Raw genomic sequence first — 20126 nt, 5'->3', positions numbered from 1 at the left:
CGCGCTACGTTGCCGCCATGGCATCCTCCGTGTCCGCCGAGCCGGCACCGCCCGTCTCCGGGGCCGCCGCCTCCGTCGAGGCCAACGGCCTGAACGTCATCGCCGAGTCCGAACGGCACGGCACACCGCGATCGTTGTTCTGGCCCTGGTTCGCGGCCAACATCTCCGTCCTCGCCATCCCGTACGGCGCGTACGTGCTCGGGTTCGGGCTCAGCTTCTGGCAGGCCGTGCTCGCGATGGTGCTCGGCACGGTGCTGTCGTTCCTGCTGTGCGGGTTCGTCTCGCTGGCCGGCAAGCGCGGATCGGCGCCGACGATGGTGCTGTCCCGGGCGTCGTTCGGGGTGCAGGGCAACCGGGTGCCCGCCCTGCTGTCGTGGCTGCTGCTCGTCGGCTGGGAGACCGTGCTCGTCGTCCTCGCCACGCTCGCCAGCGCCACGGTCTTCAACCGCCTCGGCTGGGGCGGCGGCACCGAGACGAAGGTCGTCGCGCTGATCGTCGTCGCCGCCGTCACGGTCATCTCCGGGGTCTTCGGCTTCCGCATCATCATGCGCGTCCAGACCTGGATCACGATGGCTACGGCCGTCCTCACCGTCGTCTACATCGCGCTGACCGTCGACGAGATCAGCTGGGACGCCGTGACCGCCCACAGCGCCGGCGGCGCGCCCGAGGTCATCGGTGCGACCGTCCTGCTCGTGACAGCGCTCGGGCTCGGCTGGACCAACGCCGCCGCCGACTACTCGCGCTACCTGCCGCGCGGTGCGTCCGGCCGGGGCGTGGTGTTCTGGACGACGTTCGGCGCCTCGCTCGGCCCGCTGCTGCTGATCCTGTACGGCATCCTGCTCACCGGCTCCAGCGAGTCGATCTCCAAGGCGGTGCAGTCGGACCCGATCGGCGCGCTCACGACGATCCTGCCGACGTGGTTCCTGGTGCCGTTCGCGCTGGTCGCGATCCTCGGGCTCATCGGCGGGACCGTCCTGGACATCTACTCCTCCGGCCTGTCGCTGCTCAGCCTCGGTCTGCGCGTCCCGCGGTACGTCGCCGCACTGATCGACGGCGTCATCATGACGATCGGCTCGATCGCGGTCGTGTTCTTCGCGGACGACTTCATCGGCCCGTTCCAGGGCTTCCTCGTCACCGGCGGCGTCCCGCTCGCGGCGTGGTGCGGCATCTTCCTCGGCGACATGATCCTGCGCCGCCGCGACTACCACGACGAGGACCTCTACACCGCGCGCGGCCGCTACGGCTCCGTCCGGTGGTCGGCCCTCGCGCTGCTCGCCCTGGGTACGGCGGTCGGCTGGGGTCTGGTCGTGAACACCACCGGGACGAGCTGGCTGGCCTGGCAGGGCTACCTGCTGGAGCCGCTGAACCTGGGCGGCAAGGAGGGCACCTGGGCGTTCGCCGGGCTCGGCGTCCTGGTGTCGCTGGCGATCGGGTTCCTCGGCACCCTGCTGCTGACGCGGCGTCAGGTGGCTCGTCAGGAGGCGCTGGACGACGCGCCCGCCACGGTGGCCCGATGACCGCAGGCGACGGCCCGACGGCCTCGGACGCGCTCGTCGTCATCGACGCCCAAGCGGTGTTCGCCGATCCGTCGTCGCCGTGGGGCTCGCCGATGTTCGCGGAGGCGTGGCCGCACATCGAGCGCCGCGTGTCCGCGTACGGCGAGCGCGTGGTCGTGACCCGGTTCGTGGCGCCCGATCGGCCGGCGGGCGCGTGGGTGCCGTACTACGAGGAGTGGCCCTTCGCGCTGCAGCCGCCGGACTCCGAGCTCTACCAGCTGGTCCCGGGCCTGCGCGGTCGGCCGAGCGTGGATGAGACGACGTTCGGGAAGTGGGGTCCGGCGCTGCGGTCCGCACTCGGTGACGCCGCATCCGTCGAGCTGGTCGGGGTCGCGACCGACTGCTGCGTCATCTCGACGGCCCTGGCGATGGCCGACGCCGGCGTCGCGGTGACCGTGCCCGCGGAGGCGTGTGCCGGCTCCACGCCCGAGAACCACAGCAAGGCACTCGACGTGATGGCCCTCTACAGCCCCCTGATCACCGTCCGCCGCTAGCCACCCCCTCCCCGGCAAAAGCTGGCGCCCGGCACATCCATGCCTGTGCTCTCGCCCACCTTTTGCCGGCACCCCCCGGCAAAAGATGGCGCCCGGCACATCCATACCTGTGCTCTCGCCCACCTTTTGCCGGGGACGGGGTCGGTTGGGCGCGGGTACGGTCGGCGCATGGCTCTCGCGGCGTACAAGGACCTGTGCATGGATGCCTCGGACGCGCACGCCCAGGCGCGGTTCTGGGCTCCGCTGCTCGGCTGGGACCCACATCCGCACGACGACGGCGACGCCTGTCTGCGCGCCGGCGAGGCGGTCGAGGTCTGGGTCAACCAGGTGCCCGAGCCGGTGACCGCCAAGAACCGCGTGCACATCGACATCAACGCGCACGCGCTCGAGCCGATCGTCGCGGCCGGCGCCACCGTGCTCGACTCGACCTCCTTCGCCTGGACGCTGATGCGCGACCCGGACGGCCAGGAGTTCTGCGTGTTCCTGCGGCCGGAGGGTCGTCCGGCCGGGCTCTACGAGCTGGGGTGGGACGTCACCGGCGATGCCCGTGCGGCGCACGAGCTGGCGATCTGGTGGGGGGACCTGCTCGGGGTGGAGGCCGTCGAGGACGAGCGCGGCTTCTCCTACATCGAGGACGTCCCGGCCACCCCGTTCGAGTCGATCGCGTTCGCGCCGGTGCCCGAGCCGAAGACCGCGAAGAACCGGATCCATCTCGACGTGACGACCGACGACCTGGACGCTCTCATGGCGGCGGGCGCGACCCTGCTGCGGGCCAAGGGGGAGGACGGTATCGGCTGGCACGTCATGTCCGACCCGGTCGGCAACGAGTTCTGCGCGTTCACCCCCGTCTGACCCTCCCCCCGTCGGCAAAAGTTGATCGGGACCACACGCATGCATGTGCGGATGATCAGCTTTTGCCGAGGGGCGGGGGGACACACCGTGAGTCGCTCAGACGAGCGGCGCGCCGGAGTGTGAGACGTACTCACACGTCAACACACTCGAACGTCCAGAATTGTCGGGTGCGTATCGGAATCCTGACCAGCGGCGGCGACTGCCCCGGCCTCAACGCGGTGATCCGGGGTGCCGTCATCAAGGGCGACCGCATCCACGGCCAGACCTTCCTCGGCATCAAGGACGGGTGGCGCGGTCTCGTCGAGGACGACATCGTCCCGCTGCCCCGCCACGACGTGCGCGGCCTGTCCCGCCAGGGCGGCACCATCCTCGGCACGTCCCGCACGAACCCGTTCGACGGCGGCGGCGCCGAGCAGGTCCGCACGGTAATGACGCACCACGAGATGGACGCCGTCATCGCCATCGGCGGCGAGGGCACGCTCACCGCAGCGCGCCGGCTCAGCGACGAGGGCATCAACATCGTCGGCGTCCCGAAGACGATCGACAACGACCTGTCCGCCACCGACTACACGTTCGGCTTCGACACGGCCGTCGCGATCGCGACCGAGTCGATCGACCGGCTCCGGACGACCGCCGAGTCGCACCACCGGTGCATGGTCGTGGAGGTGATGGGCCGCCACGTCGGCTGGATCGCGCTGCACGCGGGGCTCGCCGCCGGCGCGCACGCCATCCTCGTCCCCGAGGTGCCGCAGTCGCTGGAGCAGGTCGGTGAGTGGGTACGCAGCGCGCGGGACCGCGGACGCGCGCCGGTCGTCGTGGTCGCCGAGGGCTTCAGCCTGGCCGGCGAGGAGCACGTCGTGGCGCCGCGCGGACTCGACGCGTTCGGCCGCCCCCGGCTCGGCGGCATCGGCGAACGGCTCGGCCCGATGCTCGAGGAGCTCACCGGGATCGAGACCCGGTGCGCGACGCTCGGCCACCTGCAGCGCGGTGGCGTCCCGTCGGCGTACGACCGCGTGCTCGCCACCCGCTTCGGCACCGCCGCGATCGACGCGGTGGTCGACAAGAAGTGGGGGACGATGGTCTCGCTGTCGGGGACGGACGTGGTCACGGTCGATCTGCACGACGCCACCACGAAGCTGAAGACGGTGCCGCGCGCGAGGTACGACGAGGCCGCCATCCTCTTCGGCTGAGCCGACTCGCCGGTGGAGGAGGGCTGCTCGCTGGTTGAGCCGGGCGAGCCCCCAGGCGAGCCCGTGTCGAAGCCCGGTGAGACGTAGGGAGAGTCTCCCCGGACGTCACCAGGTTTCGACACGGTCCTTCGCTAGCGCTCCGGACCGGCTCAACCAGCGACGGGGGCGGATCGACCAGCGACGGGGGCGGATCGACCGGCGTACGGGTCAGGAGGTGGAGGACGTCTTCCAGATGTTGATGCCGGCGTCGACGGCGTGCTGGTCGATCTTCGCCAGCTCGGCGTCGTCGAAGGCCAGGTTGTCCAGCGCGCCGAGGCTGTCCTCGAGCTGCTCCACGCTGGACGCACCGATCAGCACCGATGTCACCCGCTCGTCCCGCAGGACCCACGCGAGCGCGAGCTGCGCGAGCGACTGACCGCGTGCCTTCGCGATGCGGTTGAGCGCGCGGACGTGCTTCAGGGCGGTCTCGTCCAGCATCTTCGGGTCGAGCGACTTCCCTTGTGCCGCGCGGGAACCCGCGGGAATTCCCTTGAGGTACTTGTCCGTCAGCATGCCCTGCGCCAGCGGCGAGAACGCGATGCACCCGACACCCTCGACGCCGAGCACGTCCAGCAGGTCCTCCTCGACCCAGCGGTTGAGCATGGAGTAGGACGGCTGGTGGATCAGCAGCGGCGTACCGAGGTCGCGCAGGATCCGCACGGCCTCCTGGGTCCGCGAGCCCGAGTAGGAGGAGATCCCGACGTACAGCGCCTTGCCCTGCCGGACGGCCGTGTCCAGCGCGCCCATCGTCTCCTCCAGCGGCGTCGTGTCGTCGAACCGGTGGCTGTAGAAGATGTCGACGTAGTCCACGCCCATCCGCTGCAGCGACTGGTCGAGGGAGGACAGCAGGTACTTGCGCGAGCCGCCGCCCTGTCCGTACGGCCCCGGCCACATGTCGTACCCCGCCTTGGTGGAGAGGATCAGCTCGTCGCGGTAGCGCCGGAAGTCCTGGGCGAAGATCGTGCCGAAGTTGCGCTCGGCCGAGCCGTACGGCGGCCCGTAGTTGTTGGCCAGGTCGAAGTGCGTGACACCCAGGTCGAACGCCCGCCGCAGCGTGGCCCGCTGACGCTCCAGCGGCACGTCGTCGCCGAAGTTGTGCCAGAGCCCGAGCGAGACGGCGGGCAGGTCCAGCCCGCTCGCGCCGCACCGGCGGTAGGTCATCGAGTCGTAGCGGCTGCGCTGGGCGGTGTAGTCGTCGGCGTGGAGCGTCATCACCCCATGGTGGTACGCGGGCGCTCGCCGCGCGACCGCGGGCCGCACCCTGGCCGCTCACCGCGGCCGGTCGCGGTCGAGCGGTCACCGTCAGGCGGTCACGGTCAGGCGGTCACGCCTCCGTCGACGACCAGGTCCGTGCCGACGACGTAGGCGGCTTCGTCGGAGACGAGATAGCGCACCGCCGCCACGATCTCCGACAGCCGGGCGACGCGGCCGGACGGGTTCGCCGCAGCCACCCGCGCATCGCGCTGTGCGACGGTCTCGCCCGGGCGGACGGACATGGTCGTGTCGGAGGGACCGGGGCTGATCGCGTTGATGCGGATGCCGGCGCCCACGTGGTCGAGCGCCGCGGTCCGGGTGAGCGCGCTGACGGCGGCCTTGGAGGTGCCGTACGCCGCGAGTCCCGGTTGGGTGCGGTGCGCGCCGAGGTTGGACGAGAAGTTCACGATCGCCCCGCCCCCACCGCTCATCAGCGCGATCTCGTGACGCATGACGCGCTGCGTGCCGACCACGTTGATGCGCAGCGCGCGCTCCAGATCGGCCGGGTCGAGTGCGCCGACCGGCGCCGGGGGTAGGAAGACCCCCGCCGAGTTGACCGCGATGTCCAGTCCTCGCCACGCTGCGGCGATCCGCTCGAACGCCGCTCGCACGGCGTCGTCGTCGGTGATGTCCGCCGCGACCGCGAGCACGTCGGGTCCGAGGCCGTCGAGGGCCGCCCGGTCCCGGCCCACCACGGCCACTCGCGCCCCTGCGGCCACGAAGTCGTCGACCACGGCGCGACCCAGACCCTTCGTGCCCCCGACGACGACCGCGCGACGACCGGTGAGGTCCCCCATGAACCGATCCCTTCTGTGTGAACGAGCGTCAGGCCGACGGGCAGGCAGTGGTCGTGCACCCGATCGGGGCGCGGCCGCGCTCCAGGCGCCAGCTGCAGGAGGCCACGACGAGGGCGAGCAGCCCCAGACCGATGGACGCCCACACCGGTGCACGCAGACCGAGGCCGGCGTCGATGACGAGGCCACCGATCCAGGGCCCCACCGCGTTCCCGACGTTGAACGCCGACACGCTCATCGAGGCAGCGAGCGTCGGCGCATCGCCGGCGAACGCGAAGACCCGACCGTTGAGTGCGGCCGCGATCGAGAACGACGTCGCCCCGAACAGGAACGTCGCGATGACGATCCCGGCGACGGAGCCGGCGAGGACGAGCAGGGCCGTCAGCGCGAGCACCATGGAGCCGAGGCTGAGGAAGACGTTCATCAGCAGGTCGCGGTCGGCGTACCGGCCACCGATGGTCACACCGATGAACGATCCGACGCCGAAGAGCAGCAGCACCAACGGAACTCGTGACTCGTCGATCCCCGCGACGTCGGTCAGCAGCGGCGCCAGGTAGGAGAAGCAGCAGAACACCGCGGCCTGGAACGTCGCCGTCGTGAGCAGCGCCAGCCACAGCCGACGGTTGCGGAACGCGGCGAGCTCACGGCGTACGAGCACCCCCATCGGCGTCGTCGCGTCGTCCTGGGGCTGGCGCGGGATCATCACCCGCAGCACGACCGCGACGGCGATCGTCGCGAGCGCGACCGCGAGGAACGCCGCCTGCCAGCCGAGGTGCTCCCCGATCCAGGTGCCCAGCGGCACTCCCAGGACGTTCGCGAGGGTGAGCCCACCGACGATGGCGGCCAGCGCTCGCGCCGTGCGTTCCGGTCCACCGAGCCGTACGGCGACGACCGCACCCACCGCCCAGTAGGTCGCACAGGCGACGGCCGCGACGACGCGACCGACCAGCAGCGCCGCGTACCCGTCGAGCAGGAGAGGGAGCAGATGGACGCCCGCGAACACCAGAGCCGCGGCGAGCAACGTCGCCCGTCGGGGCAGCCGCAGGGTGGCCAACGTCATGAGCGGGGCCCCGAGCGTCATGCCGATCGCGAAGGCGGTGATCAGCAGCCCGGCCCGCGAGATCGACACGTCGAGGCCGTCCGCCAGCTGCGGCAGGAGGCCGGCGAGCATGAACTCCGAGGTGCCGACGCAGAACGTGCCCAGCGCCAGGACGTACACGGCCAGCGGCAGACGGGTCCGGGGTGATGCGGTCTCGGTCGCGAGCGCCACGGTGATCCCTCTTTCTGAACTGTTCGGTACAAAAACGTGTCGGGCGAGAGGTGCGCGGACGAGCTCGTCCGGTCAGAGCAGGGACATCAGGGTCTGCAGGCCACGTCCGGCGGCGGCCGGGTCGGTGGCGACCCGCGCGCCGACCTGCAGGCCGTTGAGCGCGGCGTGGACGACGGTCGCGAGCTCGGCCGCCGGCGCGGTCGTGGCGATGGAGCCGTCGTCCTGGCCGCGGGCGATGAGCTGCGCGACCACGCCGCGGAACCCGTCCAGGCTCGCCCGGGTGAGCGAGGCGACCTCGTCGTCGTCGCCGCCGATCTCGACCGCCGCGTTGATGACCATGCAGCCGCGGCGGTCCTCGCTCCCGCCCTGGGTCTCGAGCACGTGGCCGAGCAGCGCCTCCAGCGCCTCTCGTCCGGTGCCCGGGTGCTCCAGGTATGCAGTGCGCTCGGCGTCCTTGAGCTCGCCGTAGCGCCGGAGCGACCGTTGGTACAGGTCGGCCTTGCAGGAGAACGCGTTGTAGAGGCTGCTCCGTGACAGGCCGGTCGACTCACAGAGGTCCTGCGTGGACGTCGACGCGTAGGTGCCGGACCAGAACGTCTCCACCGCCTGGTCGAGCGCCTGCTGCTCGTCGAACTCCTTGTGCCGGGCCACGTCTGCGACCCTGCCACATTCTGAACCGATGTGTCCAGAATGTGCGGCGTGCTCTGGTCGGCGCGGTTCAGCCCGCGACGCGGACCTGGAAGTTGACCGGCCGGCCGCCGGGGAAGGCGACGCGGTCCTGGTCGTCCTTCATCATCCAGCGCACCACGCAGATGCCGGGCTTGGCGGGCGCCGTGACCTCGACGGCGACGTCGACCTGCTGGCCCGGGCGGGCCGCGGGCAGTCGGACCCGCTCCACCGTCTGGCAGTCGTTGCGTCCCTGGGGCAGCTCGACGCGCTGCAGGGTGCGGGCCGTCCACGGCACCGAGCCGACGTTGCGCAACCGCCACACCTTGCGGAACGTCTGCCCCGGCTTCACGGTCGAGCAGTCCGGGATCGTGATGTCACCCAGGAACTTGGCCTTGTCGCCCTTGTTGACCGGCGGGGTCCACGGCGGGTTCGTCGGCGTGACCGGGCACGCCGTGGGCGAGGCCGCGAGCCGCAGCGGCGTACCGGTCGCGGTGGTGTCCTGGCCCTGCACGAGGGGCGGGGTCCGGTCGTCGCCGCTCGCCTTCCAGGCCACGCCCGCTCCCCCGGCCACGACGACGGCGACCGCGGCGGCGAGCAGAGCCGTACGGCGCCGGCGCCCCGACCGAGCGGGCTCATCGACCGTCTCGTGAGTGCGCGCGTCGACAGCCGCGAGTCCGCTCGGTGCCGGCGCGAGTGGCTCGGCTGCCTCCGCCGGCGCGGCGATCGGGGGCGGAGACGGAGACGGTGGTGCGGCCGTGGTCGGTGCGGGTGGGTTGACGGCGCGGTTGGCCGCCTGCCAGCGCTCGCGGAAGTCGGCCGGGTCGGCGCCGCACGCCTTCGCGAACTCGACCGTGGTCTCCCAGGTCGGGAGCCGGTTGCCCTGAGCCGCCTCGTGCAGCGTGGTGTGGGAGATGCAGCCGGACCGGCCCGACATCGCCCGGAAGGACGGTCTCCCGACCGACTCCCGTAGCGCCGACAGCTCGGTGGCGAACTCCTCGATGGCTTGACGTCGGTCTGCTGCGAACCCGTCCGACATTGCGCGCGCTCCTCGCCTGTGACGGGCCTCGGCACGGCCCGGGGGTGTGCGACGGTGCCACGCTACCCAGGACTCCGGGGGACCTCTCGTCACCCCGTGTGGCGCCCCTTCGCACCGCCAGGGAGAGGACGGCCCGGGCGTGCGCGAGGTTCCGCGCGCGACCGTACGGGGCGCGCAGCAGGCCTGCCCGCCCCGTACGGGGTTCGATGTCCCCGGCCGATCACTACGCCGACCGGGGCCGTGCGTCAGCCGCAGTGCTCGAACGGGCTCGCGTACCTCGTGGCGCCGACCGAGCCGCCCCACTTCACGCACTTGCCCGCGGCGGACTTGATGACCGGGCCGGCGTAGTAGGAGAAGTTGCCCGCGTCGGTCGTGCGCTTGGCGCCCTTGACCTCCAGGAACGCCGACGCGGCGGTCTTCTTGCCGAGCGAGGTGCTCTTCAGCGTCGTCACGCAGTTCTTGCCGGAGCCCTTGTTGTAGAGCAGGTACGTGCGGCCGGCCTTGCCGAGCGCCTTGGAGTCGACGACCGCGAAGCCGGAGCCGCAGGCCTTCTGCGGCGTGTACGGGTTGCCTCCGCCGCCACCGCCGGTGCACTTGTTCCGGCTGGTGAACGGCGTGTGGCCCGGGTACGGGACGGCACGCCCGTTGAGCGTGGCCCGCAGCACGGCGCCGTTGCGGCGCTCCTCGAAGTGCAGGTGCGGGCCGCTGACGCCACCGGTCGCACCGGCCTTGCCGATCTGGGTGCCGAGCGCGACCTTCTGCCCGACGCGGACCTGCTGGGCGGACAGGTGGGCGTACCGGGTGGTGTACCCGCCGCCGTGGTTGATCTCGATCCACCGGCCGTAGCTGGTGCTTCCCTCGTTCGCGACGCGGCTGACCGTGCCGCCGGCCGATGCCAGCACCGGGTCGCCGGTGATGCCGGCCTTCTGGAAGTCGACCGCGTTGGCGGGGCTGTGACCGCCGAACGTCGCCGCGGTGGCGGTGTAGCCGCAGCGGAACGGCATCTGGAAGTTCGGCTTGGCGACGGCCTGCGACTGGCCGACGAAGGCGAGCGCGGGCGTGACGACGACGGCGGCGAGGCCCGCGGCCGCGAGCGTCTTGTGGATGGTCCTCATGTCTCCTCCTGGGTTCGTGCGGATGGGTCGTGCGAGTGGGTCGTGCGAGTGGTCGGTCGGTCAGTGCCGGCGCTGGAACTCCTCCCAGGTCCGGATCGGGGTGACCTTCGGGCCGTCGTCCGGCTTGCGGCTCGCCAGGCCGTTCTTGCCGAGGTAGTAGTCGCCGGCCTGGTGCTGGGCCTGGCTCGCCAGGTCCGGGTCGCTCAGCGCAACGGCGTGGATGTGCCAGGGCCAGTCCGCCTGGCTGGGGTTGCGCACCCACGCCGCGAAGCCGACGGTGCGCAGCTGACGGGCCACGGTGCTTCGGGTGCGCGCGTCCATCCCCTTGACCGAGATGTCCAGGACGCCGCCGCCGTCGTGCGTACCGGCGGACGTCGGGTCGCCGCCCGGGTTGTACGAGCCCTGCTCGATCACGAGCCTGCGGCCGAGCCGGCGTTCCGCGGCGGTCAGCATGGCGACCGTACGGGTGTTCATCGTGGCGCCGTGCGAGGTGACGCGCTTGCCGGGCGAGAGCGGGTGGGTGACCGTGAAGCGGTTCGTGCCCAGCTTCTCCAGGGACGCCTTGCCCGGCAGCCCGTTGGCCGCCAGGCCGGTGTAGCCGAGGGACTTCTGGAACCGGGTGTACGCGGCCACGGTGGTCGTACCGAAGTAGCCGTCGACGTACTTCTTCGCGAGCAGCCCCTTCGCCTGCAGGGCCCGCTCGACGCTGAGCACGCTGTCGTGAGCGCCCGGCGTCTGGGTGTCGTCGGCGCGACGCGGGTCGATCTGCGCGGCCTTGACGACCACCTCCATGTTGACCGCCGGCTTCGCGGCGGGCCGGCTGTGCTCGTCCGCCGCGTACGAGGTGAGCGGGAACGCGACGGCCGCCGCGGCGCAGACGGCGGCTCCGGCGAGGACGGATCTCATGACGTGCTCCTCCGAGTGGTTCGGGGCTGGCTTGACGAGAACCACCGTGGAAGGAGCACCGTCGTGTCCGACACGGCCGGACCGGGGCTGACGACGCGGACCGGCGCCTGACGACAGCCGCGGCGCCGCTCGCGAGCGCCGTACGGCCGCGCCGTTCCCGGCGTTCGCGAGGACGACCGAGCCCCCGCGACGAGGTCGTCGCGGGGGCGTTGTCAGGCCCACCGTTCCGCGGATCTGACAGAGAGAAGGCCGGACCGGCCGGGAGGAAGACCCCTCAGACGCTCGCGGGCAGCCGCTCCTCCTGGCTCGCGGCGGCCGGGCGCTCGGTGCGCAGCTGCGTCGCGACGAGCAGCGCCGCGACGGCCACCACGGTCGCGTCGACGGCGATCGCCACCCGCAGCGCGTTCAGCGACTCCAGCGAGCCCGCCATCGTCGCGACGGCGCTCATGACGGGTACGCCCATGGCGACGCCGACCTGCTGCGTCATGGTGGCCAGGCCGGTCGCCAGGCCCTGCTCGTGGTCGGGCAGCCCCGAGGTGGCGGCGACCATGAACCCGACGATCACGCACACGTGGCCGATCGCGCCCAGGAAGGTCGCGACGACGATCAGCCAGATCCAGCCGGTGGCCGGGCCGAGCGCGACGAGCAGGGCGGTGAAGACCGCCTGGACGAGCAGACCACCGGCGAGCGAGCGCCGTACGCCGACGGTCGCGATGACGCGCGGACCGACCGAGCCGCCGATGATCGCGCCCAGACCCATGGCGCCGAGGGTCAGGCCGGTCTGCAGGGGGTTCAGGCCGAGCACGTGCTGCAGGTAGAGGGTGAGCAGGAAGACCAGCGAGCTCTCCATCGCGAACGTGACGAACCCGGCCGCGTTGCCCCAGCCGATCGTCCGACGGCGCAGGATCGCGGTCGGCACGAGGGGGTGGGAGTGACGTCGCTCCGCCTGCCAGAACCCCGCGAGCAGCGCGATCACGAGCAGCACGGTAGCACCCGCCCACGGGTCGGTCGGGCCGTACTCGCCGGCGCGCGTCACGCCGTACACCAGCGAGAGCAGACCGGTGGTGACCAGCACCGAGCCGAGGACGTCGAGCCGCGAGTGCTCACGGTCGGCGCTGTCGGTGAGCAGCATCGGGGCGAGCACGACGACCAGCGCTGCGACCGGCACGTTGACCAGGAACGCCCAGCGCCAGCTGAGCAGGTCGGTGAGGACGCCGCCGAGGATCGCGCCGGCCGTGAAGCCGGTGGACATCATCACGCTGTTCAGACCGAGCGCCTTCGCGCGCAGCGGCCCCTCCGGGAACGACGTGGTGAGCAGGGACAGGCCTGCCGGCGTGACCGCGGCGGTGGCGAGTCCCTGGGCGACGCGAGCGGTCAGCAGCACCGCCGGGCTGGTCGCGAGTCCGCCCACGAGCGAGGCGATCCCGAGCGCGGCCATCCCGATCAGGAACATCCGGCGACGGCCGATGTAGTCACCGAAGCGACCGAACAGCAGCGTGAAACCGGCCGCGCACAAACCGAAGGCGGTCGCGATCCACTGCAGGTCCGCCTCGGCGAACCCCAGGCCGGCGCCGACGGTCGGCAGCGCCACGTTCAGGATCGAGAAGTCGACGGCGAGCATGAACTGGGACGCGAGCAGCAGGCCGAGCACGAGCAGCTGCCGGCGGCTCATCGCGGTCGATGGATGGGTGGTGGTCACGAGGTCCCCTCGAGTGGGTGGGATGGGCTGATGACCACCACCGTCGGGCGTCCGCCCGGCGCCGGCCAGAGCCCTGCGCTGCCCACCTCCGGCGTGGGTACCACTGGCAGGGTCAGGCTCCTCGGTCCGCGGTTCGGCACACTGGCTGCATGACGACCGAGCTCGGCGACTTCCTGCGGATCCGACGCGCCGCGATCAACCCGGAGGACGTCGGCGTCGTGTCGTACGGCGCCCGCCGCGTGCCGGGTCTGCGCCGCGAGGAGCTCGCGCAGCTGGCCGGGGTGAGCTCGACGTACTACACCCGCCTGGAGCAGTCGGGGGCACACAACGCCTCCGACGGTGTCATCGACGCGCTCGCGCGGGCGCTGTCGCTCAACCCGCAGGAGCACGAGCACCTGCGGCGCCTGGCTCACCCGGAGCCGGGCCGGGTGCCCCGGCGGCCCAAGCCGACGCAGGCCCGTGCCGAGACCGTCGCGATGATCATGTCGATGTCGAACCCGGCCGTGATCCTCGACCACTGCAACGACGTGCTCGCGTGGAACCCGTTGGGGCACCTGCTGATCGGCCACCAGACGTGCTTCGACCACCCGCGCCAGCAGCGCAACCGACCCAACCTGCTCAAGATGTTCTTCCTGGAGCCCGACGGCCACGACCTGTACGTCGACGCACGCGAGGTCGCCCGCGACATGGTCGCGTTCCTGCGGTTCTCCTCCGGCAACAACCCGGACGACCCGCACCTGACCGCGCTCGTCGGCGAGCTGTGCCGCAAGAGCGACGAGTTCGCGACGCTGTGGGCCAAGCACCTGGTGCAGGACTGCGGCTACGGCGTGAAGCGCTTCCAGCACCCGCTCGTCGGCCGGATCGACGTGTCCTACGAGGTGCTGAGCCTGTCCGACAGCACCCACCGCATCGGCATCTACCACGCCGAGCCGGGGACGCCGGCGTCCGACGGGCTCGAGCTGCTCGCCCGCAGCTGAGCGCGACACCCGCAGCGGGACGCCGAACGGCCCGCCCCGGTGAGCCGGGACGGACCGTTCGTGGACGTGCTCGGTGGGTCAGTGCATCATCACCGGCGCGGCTTCTTCCTCGCCCTCGGCGCCGCCCTGCTGCTGCGGCAGCGGCTTGCGTGGCAGGAAGAAGGCTGGGACGAAGGTAAAGGCGACCAGGACGGCCGCCACGAGGAACGTCGATGCGTACGCCGCAGCAGTGTCGTGCAGCGCGACCTGCGTGAGCTTGTCAAGGCTGCCGCCGACGGCCCTCAGTGCCTCGACGACGACCGGGTCCTTCTGCGCTGCCTGGATCGCCTGCGGATCGCCAGCAGCCTGCGCCTCGACCAACTTCTGGCCGGCCTGCGCCGCCGTGGAGTCCTTGAGGTGGTTGGTCAGGATCACCGACATCACCGCGACCCCGACCGAGGAGCCGATCTGCTGGATGATGTTGATCAGCGTCGAGCCGCGGGCGATCTCCTTGCCGCGCAGCGTCCGCAGCGCGGAGGTCATGATCGGCATCATCGTCGAGCCCATACCGAGGCCCATCACGAACAGCACCGGGATGATGTAGCCCCAGTACGAGGTCGACTCGTCCACCCGGGACAGCGCGAACATGCCGCCCGTGATCAGCAGCAGCCCGAACGGCACGAACCGCCCGATCGGCATCCGGTCGGCGAGCGCGCCCGCGACCGGCATGGTGAGCATCGCGCCGATGCCCTGCGCTGCCACGAGGAGGCCCGAGTCGGTGACCGACTCCCCACGCACCTGCTGGAAGTAGGTCGGCACGAGCAGCAGACCGCCGAAGAACGCCGCGACGAACAGGAACATCGTGACGACCGAGACCGTCAGATTGCGGTTCTTGAAGAGCCGCAGGTCCAGCAGCGGGTGCTCCGGGCGGAAGGTGTGGAAGACGAACGCCACGATCAGCCCCACGCCGACGGCCATCGGGATCAGGACCTTCGCGGACGCGAACGTGCCCTCACCCGGGATGGAGGAGATGCCGTACAGGAACAGCGCGAGACCGGGCGACATCATCAGCATGCCAAGGAGGTCGAACGACTCCGAAGGGTGCGGCTGGTCGCCGGGGAGGGCGAACCACGCGTAGACGATCGCGGCTGCGCCCAGCGGCAGGTTGATGAGGAAGATCCAGTGCCAGCTGGCGTGGTCGATCAGCCAACCGCCAATGATCGGGCCGAGGATCGGGCCGAGCAGCATCGGGACGCCTAGGATCGCCATCAGGCGGCCCATCCGCTCCGGGCCGGCCGCGTGGGTGAGGATCGTCATGCCGACGGGCATCAGCATGCCGCCACCGAGGCCCTGAAGTACGCGGAAGCCGATCAGCATCTCGATGGAGCCGGCCGTCGCGCACAGCACCGAGCCGATGGTGAACAGGAACAGGGCCAGCAGGTAGAGGCGCTTCGTCCCGAAGCGGTCCGCCGCCCAGCCGGTCAGCGGGATGACCGTGGCGAGAGCCAAGGTGTACGCCGTCACCGTCCACGCGACCGTGCTGTAGTCAAGCAGCCGGCCGCCATCGGCGAACTCTTTCTGGAAGGTACGCAGAGCGACGTTGACAACGGTGATGTCGAGGATCGACATGATGACGCCGAGGACGACGCAGCCGGCGATCTTGAGGACCGCCCCGTCGATCTTCTCGGGGTACTCGGGTACTGCAGGGCTGGACACGAGAGTCCTTTCGCGACAGAAGTCCGGACACCGGCCGCGCCGGCTCCGGAGTGAGGCCCCTGACGGCCCCCTGATGACGCTTCAAGCGTAGACCTGGCCCCCGACAGCAGGCGACTCCGAATCTGCGCACCGGGTCACGGTACGGGGAACTTCGTCGTGCGCAGCGGCGTCGTAGGCGCGGCCTGCGCTAGCGTCCGGGTGCCTCCGCCCCGCACGGCGCGCAGGACCATCTCGAAGATCGAGTACGACCGAAGGGAACACGATGTCCAGCAGCATGCCCCCGCCCCCGGCCGGCCCCCCGATGGGTCCCGGCCCCGGTCCGCAGGACGGCGGCGGCCGGCTCTCCCCGGAGGGCCCGTTCTTCGTGAGCCTCATGGGCCAGGAGCAGGGTCCGTACCACATCAACGACCTGCGCAACATGGCCGTCGCCGGCCAGCTCAAGGGGGACACCGCCGTCCGGCACGGCGACAGCGCGCACTTCCCGGCCTCCCAGGTGCAGGGCGTCTTCTCCGACAAGGAGTGGCTGACCACGCTGCTGCTGTCGTTCTTCCTCGGCGGCTTCGGCGTCGACCGCTTCTTCCTCGGGTACACCGGGCTCGGCATCCTCAAGCTCGTCACCCTCGGTGGTTGCGGCATCTGGTCGATCATCGACTTCATCCTCATCGCGATGCGCAAGCTCCCGGATGCTCAGGGCCGTCCGCTCCCCTGATCCGCGCCCGGATCACCAGCACGCTCCACGCTCACTGAGAGCGTGGTGGGCGGGAGGGCTCGTCGTCGCCGTCACGGCGGCGGCGGTCCTCCCGCCCTCTGCCGTCTCCGGCGGCCCGACGATCTGTCCGTTCCGGCTGCTCACCGGGCTGCCCTGCCCGGCCTGCGGCCTGACCCGGTCCTGGGCTCACGCCGCGCACGGTGACCTCTCGGGCGCGTTCGCGCTCCACCCGCTCGGCCCCGTCACGCTCGCGGCGGCGGTCGTCACGGTGCTCCTGGTGCTGCTGCGCCGGCGACTGCCGGCGGGACGACCTGTCCGCCTGCTGACCGTCGTCCTCGCGGCCGTGCTGGCGGCGTACGGCGTGACGCGGATGGTGCTGGTCGCGCGCGGGACCTGGCCGAACCCGTACTGACCGGGCTCGCGCTACTCCTGGGCGTTCTGCAGGTACGTGTCGTGCAGGCTCAGGCCGTCGATCAGCCGGAGCAGCGACTCCCCGGCGTCCTCGCTGCCCGGCCGGCCCGGGGTGGCGGCGTACTCGACGACCAGCGCGGGTACGGGCGTCTCGACCAGGCGACCGGGTCGGCCGGCGAGCCGGAGCGCGCCCGCGTCGTTCAGGGTCGGGAAGCGCCGCCGCGCGAAGACGGCCACTGCGGGGACCGTCGGACCGGTCTGCCGGCTCGGCACCTGCCGCCCGCCGGTCGAGCGGCGGTAGCCCAGCACCGCGATCTCCGCGCCGGCCTCGAGCACCTGGTCCGCGAACGCCGCCAGGGCCGCCGACGCGAACGCCTCGGCGCGCGGGTCGAGGGTGACCTCGACCTGCTCGACCACGCCGGGCGGCTGCGGCAGCACGTCCAGCCAGCCGTCGGTGCCCATGCCGGCGAGCACGAAGCGGCTCGGGCCGGGCGAGGCGTGCTGGGCGATCTCGGTGAGCAGCGCGGGGTCGTACGGCGTCTCCGCCGGCTCGACCACGCCGACGGCGCGTGGTGCGGAAAGCCCGGCGGCGGCGTACAGGCCGGTGGTCAGGTTCCCGATGCGCAGGCCGTCGCTGTACGGGTGGACGGTCTCGGCGTGCGCGAGCGGCGCCCAGGTGTCCTCGGGCCGCGGCGTGAACTCGGGCCGCAGGTCCTCGCCCGCGGTGAAGTCGCGCTCGTCCCAGGTGACGGTCAGGCCGAGGTGGCCGTCGTACAGGCCGTTGCCGGTGTCGACGACCCACTGGCCGCCGGTGGAGCGGAGCATCGAGCTCAGCGCCGGGGTGAGGCAGGAGTCGGTGCCGGTCACGACGACCAGCCGCCGGCCGGACCGGGCGCACCACTGCTGCTGGTGCATCAGCCACGGCGTCAGGGCCACGGTCGGCCGCGACTGGACCACGACCGTGACGGCGTCGGTCAGCGCGTCGCCGGGGCAGTCGTCGGGCAGCACGCGGCGCAGGGTGCCGTCGGCGTCGATGTCCTCCGGCTCCGACGCGGTCGACAACCGCTCGGCGGTCCCGCCCACCCGGTCGGCGATGCCGGTGGCGGCCCGGCGGACCAGCTCGACCGGCGAGCCGTACCCCGGGACGCCGTCGTGGCCGGCTGCGCACAGCTCCAGCTGCGAGCCCCGCCCGTCGGCGGTGCCGTGGGGCCCGCTCACCCAGAGCCGGGGGCGGTCGTCGACGTCCACCACGACGACCCACTGCCCTGTCGCGTCCATCCGGGCGCGCAGCCCGCCGATCGCCGGCAGCAGCGCGGCGTGCAGCTGCTCCAGCGCGATCGGACGACTCGTCCTGACAGCCCAGTCCTCAGACATGCCGGGCATCGTGCCACGTCACCCCGCCGGTCCCTCGACGGAGGGAGGGCCACGCGCCGGCCGCTCTGCGACGATGCCTGGCATGACGCCCGCGTCGGCCAGCACGGTTCAGGGCCCGCGTGCGCTGAACCGCCACGGGCAGCGCACGCCGCGCCTGCTGCTGCCCCTGGTGTTCGCGCTGATCGGGGCGGCGCTCGCGCTGTCCTTCATGTCCATCGACCTCGCCGTCGCCAGCGCGCTGACCGACGCCGACCAGCCCGCCAGCGTCGTGTGGCCGCTGGTCGCCGTGGTCGCCGTGGTGCCACCCACCCTGATCGGGCTGATCCCCGCGGTGCGGCAGGTCGAGGCGACGGCGGTCAGCTCGCTGCTCGGGACCGACTTCGGTGGCCGGCTGCCCGGGCCGGCGCGGACCTGGGACCAGCGGTGGCGCAGCGTCACGTGGTTCTGGGGTCATCTGACCGCCGGTGCCGCGGTCGGCGCGATCGTGGTGATGGCGACCATCTTCGGCAGCGCCTTGGCCGCCGGCCCGTTCGTCCTCGACCGCGGGGACCACATCCTCGACGTCGGCTGGGCGGAGGTGACCCACGGGTGGCGGGACGCGGTGTACCTCGTCGCCGCCGCGGGCGTGCTCGTCGTCGCGGCGGTCGCGCTGCTCGTGGTCGTCCTGGTGCTCCGGTCGCTCGCGCCACCGCTGCTCGGGCCGTCGGTGAGCGAGCGCATCGCCGAGCTGGACACCCAGACCACCCAGCTGGTCGAGCGGACCCGGCTGGCCCGCGAGCTGCACGACAGCGTCGGCCACGCGCTGTCCGTCGTGGTACTGCAGTCCGCGGCCGCCCGTCGCCGGCTCGCCCGTGACCCCGACGGCGCCGCCACGTCGATCGCCGCCGTCGAGGACGTCGCCAAACGGGCGCTCACCGAGCTGGACGAGGTGCTCGGGCTGCTGCGGGACGAGGACCGGCCCGCAGCGAAGCGACCGCTGCACGGCCTGGACAGTCTCGAGAGCCTGATCACCGCCGTACGGGGCACCGGCCTGTCCGTGGAGACCGACCTGCGGACGGCCGGGCTCGCCGACGTACCGCCGGTCGTGTCGCGGGAGGCGTACCGGATCGTGCAGGAGGGCCTGACCAACGCGATGCGGCACGCTCCGGGGTCGACGGTCACGGTCCGCGTCGGACGCGACCGTGACCTGCTGCAGATCAGTGTCGCGAATCCTGTTGATGCACAGTCTCGTTCGTGGCGCAGCCGGGAGGGTGGCGGACGCGGCATCACCGGGATGCGCGAGCGCTGCCGGATCCTGGGCGGCACCGTGACCAGCAGCGCCGCTCGTGGGACGTGGACCCTGCGAGCCGACCTCCCCCTCCCCGCCGTCAAGGAGCAGATGTGACCGAGTCCCCTTCCGTACGAGTGCTGCTCGTGGACGACGAAGAGCTCGTCCGCGCCGGCCTGCGCGCCCTGGTCGACGGCGAGCAGGGCATCGCGGTCGTCGGCGAGGCGGGTGACGGGGCAGAGGCCATCTCACGGACGAAGTCGCTGAGCCCGGACGTCGTGTGCATGGACGTCCGGATGCCCAACGTCGACGGCATCCAGGCGACCCGCGTGCTCACCGAGCGCCATCCGGACACCAAGGTCCTGGTGCTCACCACGTTCGAGAACGACGACTACGTGCACGAGGCGCTGCAGGCGGGGGCGCAGGGGTTCCTGCTGAAGCGGTCGGCGCCGGACGCGGTCGTCAGCGCGATCCTGACCGTCCACCAGGGCGACTCGCTGCTCTACCCCGACGCCGTACGCCGCCTGGTGGCCGCCGCCGCGCCGGCCGGCCCCGCCCGTCCGGGCCTGCCCATGCTGAGCCAGCGCGAGGGCGACGTGCTGCGGCTGATCGCGCGCGGGTGCTCGAACGCCGAGATCGCGGCCGAGCTGTACGTCACGATCGAGACGGTGAAGACGCACGTGACGAGCATCCTGGGCAAGCTCGGCGTCCGCGACCGGGTGCAGGCCGTGATCCGCGCGTACGAGACCGGCTTCGTCCCCCTCGACTGACTGTGAGGATTCACAGCGCAGCCTGATGGTGCTGGGCTGTGGGCAGGCA

Annotated in this window: 19 protein-coding genes; 9 read left to right on the top strand and 10 right to left on the bottom strand. The window is 71.9% G+C overall.

All coding sequences use genetic code 11. From position 1 onward, the window contains the following. The first annotated feature begins 17 nt into the window (after positions 1-17). The 4 genes from P4R38_RS14715 (at position 18) to P4R38_RS14700 (ending at position 4092) form a co-directional block, all read left to right on the top strand. Complete coding sequence (locus P4R38_RS14715; RefSeq protein ID WP_277192823.1) at positions 18-1517, top strand: purine-cytosine permease family protein; 1500 nt, start codon at positions 18-20, stop codon at positions 1515-1517. Next, complete coding sequence (locus tag P4R38_RS14710; RefSeq protein WP_277192822.1) at positions 1514-2050, top strand: cysteine hydrolase family protein; 537 nt, start codon at positions 1514-1516, stop codon at positions 2048-2050. Before P4R38_RS14715 ends, P4R38_RS14710 begins: the two co-directional genes overlap by 4 nt. A gap of 168 nt (positions 2051-2218) precedes the next feature. Continuing rightward, entirely contained in the window at positions 2219-2902 is a 684-nt protein-coding gene (locus P4R38_RS14705; protein WP_277192821.1) for a VOC family protein, read from the top strand. Positions 2903-3069: 167 nt separating this feature from the next. After that, positions 3070-4092 (top strand): ATP-dependent 6-phosphofructokinase, encoded by a 1023-nt coding sequence (locus tag P4R38_RS14700; protein ID WP_277192820.1) that lies wholly within the window; start codon positions 3070-3072, stop codon positions 4090-4092. A gap of 207 nt (positions 4093-4299) precedes the next feature. Here P4R38_RS14700 and mgrA read toward each other — a convergent pair whose 3' ends face one another. From mgrA to P4R38_RS14660, 8 genes are all read right to left on the bottom strand, one after another. Next, positions 4300-5343: an L-glyceraldehyde 3-phosphate reductase gene (gene mgrA, locus P4R38_RS14695; RefSeq protein WP_277192819.1), complete on the bottom strand. Its 1044-nt coding sequence runs from the start codon at positions 5341-5343 to the stop codon at positions 4300-4302. A 104-nt stretch (positions 5344-5447) separates the two neighbouring features. Next, positions 5448-6182 (bottom strand): SDR family NAD(P)-dependent oxidoreductase, encoded by a 735-nt coding sequence (locus tag P4R38_RS14690; protein WP_277192818.1) that lies wholly within the window; start codon positions 6180-6182, stop codon positions 5448-5450. 28 nt (positions 6183-6210) lie between these two features. Next, positions 6211-7449 (bottom strand): Cmx/CmrA family chloramphenicol efflux MFS transporter, encoded by a 1239-nt coding sequence (locus tag P4R38_RS14685; protein WP_277192817.1) that lies wholly within the window; start codon positions 7447-7449, stop codon positions 6211-6213. Positions 7450-7521: 72 nt separating this feature from the next. Then, positions 7522-8100, bottom strand: coding sequence for a TetR/AcrR family transcriptional regulator (locus tag P4R38_RS14680; RefSeq protein WP_277192816.1), 579 nt, complete (start codon positions 8098-8100; stop codon positions 7522-7524). Positions 8101-8167: 67 nt separating this feature from the next. Beyond that, entirely contained in the window at positions 8168-9154 is a 987-nt protein-coding gene (locus tag P4R38_RS14675; RefSeq protein ID WP_277192815.1) for an NBR1-Ig-like domain-containing protein, read from the bottom strand. 245 nt (positions 9155-9399) lie between these two features. Then, a complete protein-coding gene (locus P4R38_RS14670; RefSeq protein ID WP_277192814.1) occupies positions 9400-10269 on the bottom strand; it encodes a M23 family metallopeptidase in 870 nt (289 codons plus the stop codon). A gap of 60 nt (positions 10270-10329) precedes the next feature. Next, the gene (locus P4R38_RS14665) at positions 10330-11175 is read right to left on the bottom strand and encodes a peptidoglycan-binding domain-containing protein (RefSeq protein ID WP_277192813.1); all 846 of its coding nucleotides are present in this window, start codon (positions 11173-11175) and stop codon (positions 10330-10332) included. A gap of 274 nt (positions 11176-11449) precedes the next feature. After that, the gene (locus tag P4R38_RS14660; RefSeq protein WP_277192812.1) at positions 11450-12874 is read right to left on the bottom strand and encodes an MFS transporter; all 1425 of its coding nucleotides are present in this window, start codon (positions 12872-12874) and stop codon (positions 11450-11452) included. Positions 12875-13023: 149 nt separating this feature from the next. Here P4R38_RS14660 and P4R38_RS14655 point away from each other — a divergent pair, with 149 nt between their 5' ends. Beyond that, positions 13024-13851 carry a helix-turn-helix transcriptional regulator gene (locus tag P4R38_RS14655; RefSeq protein WP_275239462.1) on the top strand — a complete coding sequence of 276 codons (828 nt, stop codon included), beginning with the start codon at positions 13024-13026 and terminating at the stop codon, positions 13849-13851. Between the two features lie 78 nt (positions 13852-13929). Here P4R38_RS14655 and P4R38_RS14650 read toward each other — a convergent pair whose 3' ends face one another. Continuing rightward, entirely contained in the window at positions 13930-15546 is a 1617-nt protein-coding gene (locus P4R38_RS14650; RefSeq protein WP_277192811.1) for a DHA2 family efflux MFS transporter permease subunit, read from the bottom strand. Positions 15547-15820: 274 nt separating this feature from the next. Here P4R38_RS14650 and P4R38_RS14645 point away from each other — a divergent pair, with 274 nt between their 5' ends. Both P4R38_RS14645 and P4R38_RS14640 read left to right on the top strand, forming a co-directional pair. Then, positions 15821-16255, top strand: coding sequence for a TM2 domain-containing protein (locus tag P4R38_RS14645; protein WP_275239466.1), 435 nt, complete (start codon positions 15821-15823; stop codon positions 16253-16255). After that, a complete protein-coding gene (locus P4R38_RS14640) occupies positions 16230-16667 on the top strand; it encodes a DUF2752 domain-containing protein (protein ID WP_277192810.1) in 438 nt (145 codons plus the stop codon). Before P4R38_RS14645 ends, P4R38_RS14640 begins: the two co-directional genes overlap by 26 nt. An 11-nt stretch (positions 16668-16678) precedes the next feature. On the opposite strand, the gene P4R38_RS14635 is transcribed toward P4R38_RS14640, so the two are convergent. Continuing rightward, the gene (locus tag P4R38_RS14635) at positions 16679-18040 is read right to left on the bottom strand and encodes a DUF6177 family protein (protein WP_277192809.1); all 1362 of its coding nucleotides are present in this window, start codon (positions 18038-18040) and stop codon (positions 16679-16681) included. An 82-nt stretch (positions 18041-18122) separates the two neighbouring features. Between P4R38_RS14635 and P4R38_RS14630 the strand changes: the two genes are divergently transcribed. Both P4R38_RS14630 and P4R38_RS14625 read left to right on the top strand, forming a co-directional pair. Then, the gene (locus tag P4R38_RS14630) at positions 18123-19424 is read left to right on the top strand and encodes a sensor histidine kinase (RefSeq protein WP_277192808.1); all 1302 of its coding nucleotides are present in this window, start codon (positions 18123-18125) and stop codon (positions 19422-19424) included. Further along, positions 19421-20077, top strand: coding sequence for a response regulator transcription factor (locus P4R38_RS14625; protein WP_277192807.1), 657 nt, complete (start codon positions 19421-19423; stop codon positions 20075-20077). The genes P4R38_RS14630 and P4R38_RS14625 overlap by 4 nt, the downstream gene beginning before the upstream one ends. Positions 20078-20126: the final 49 nt, after the last annotated feature.

The organism is Luteipulveratus flavus (assembly GCF_029439465.1).
GTDB lineage: Bacteria > Actinomycetota > Actinomycetes > Actinomycetales > Dermatophilaceae > Luteipulveratus > Luteipulveratus flavus.
Note: the sequence above shows the minus strand (reverse complement) of the source record. Positions and strands in the feature narration are given on the sequence as shown.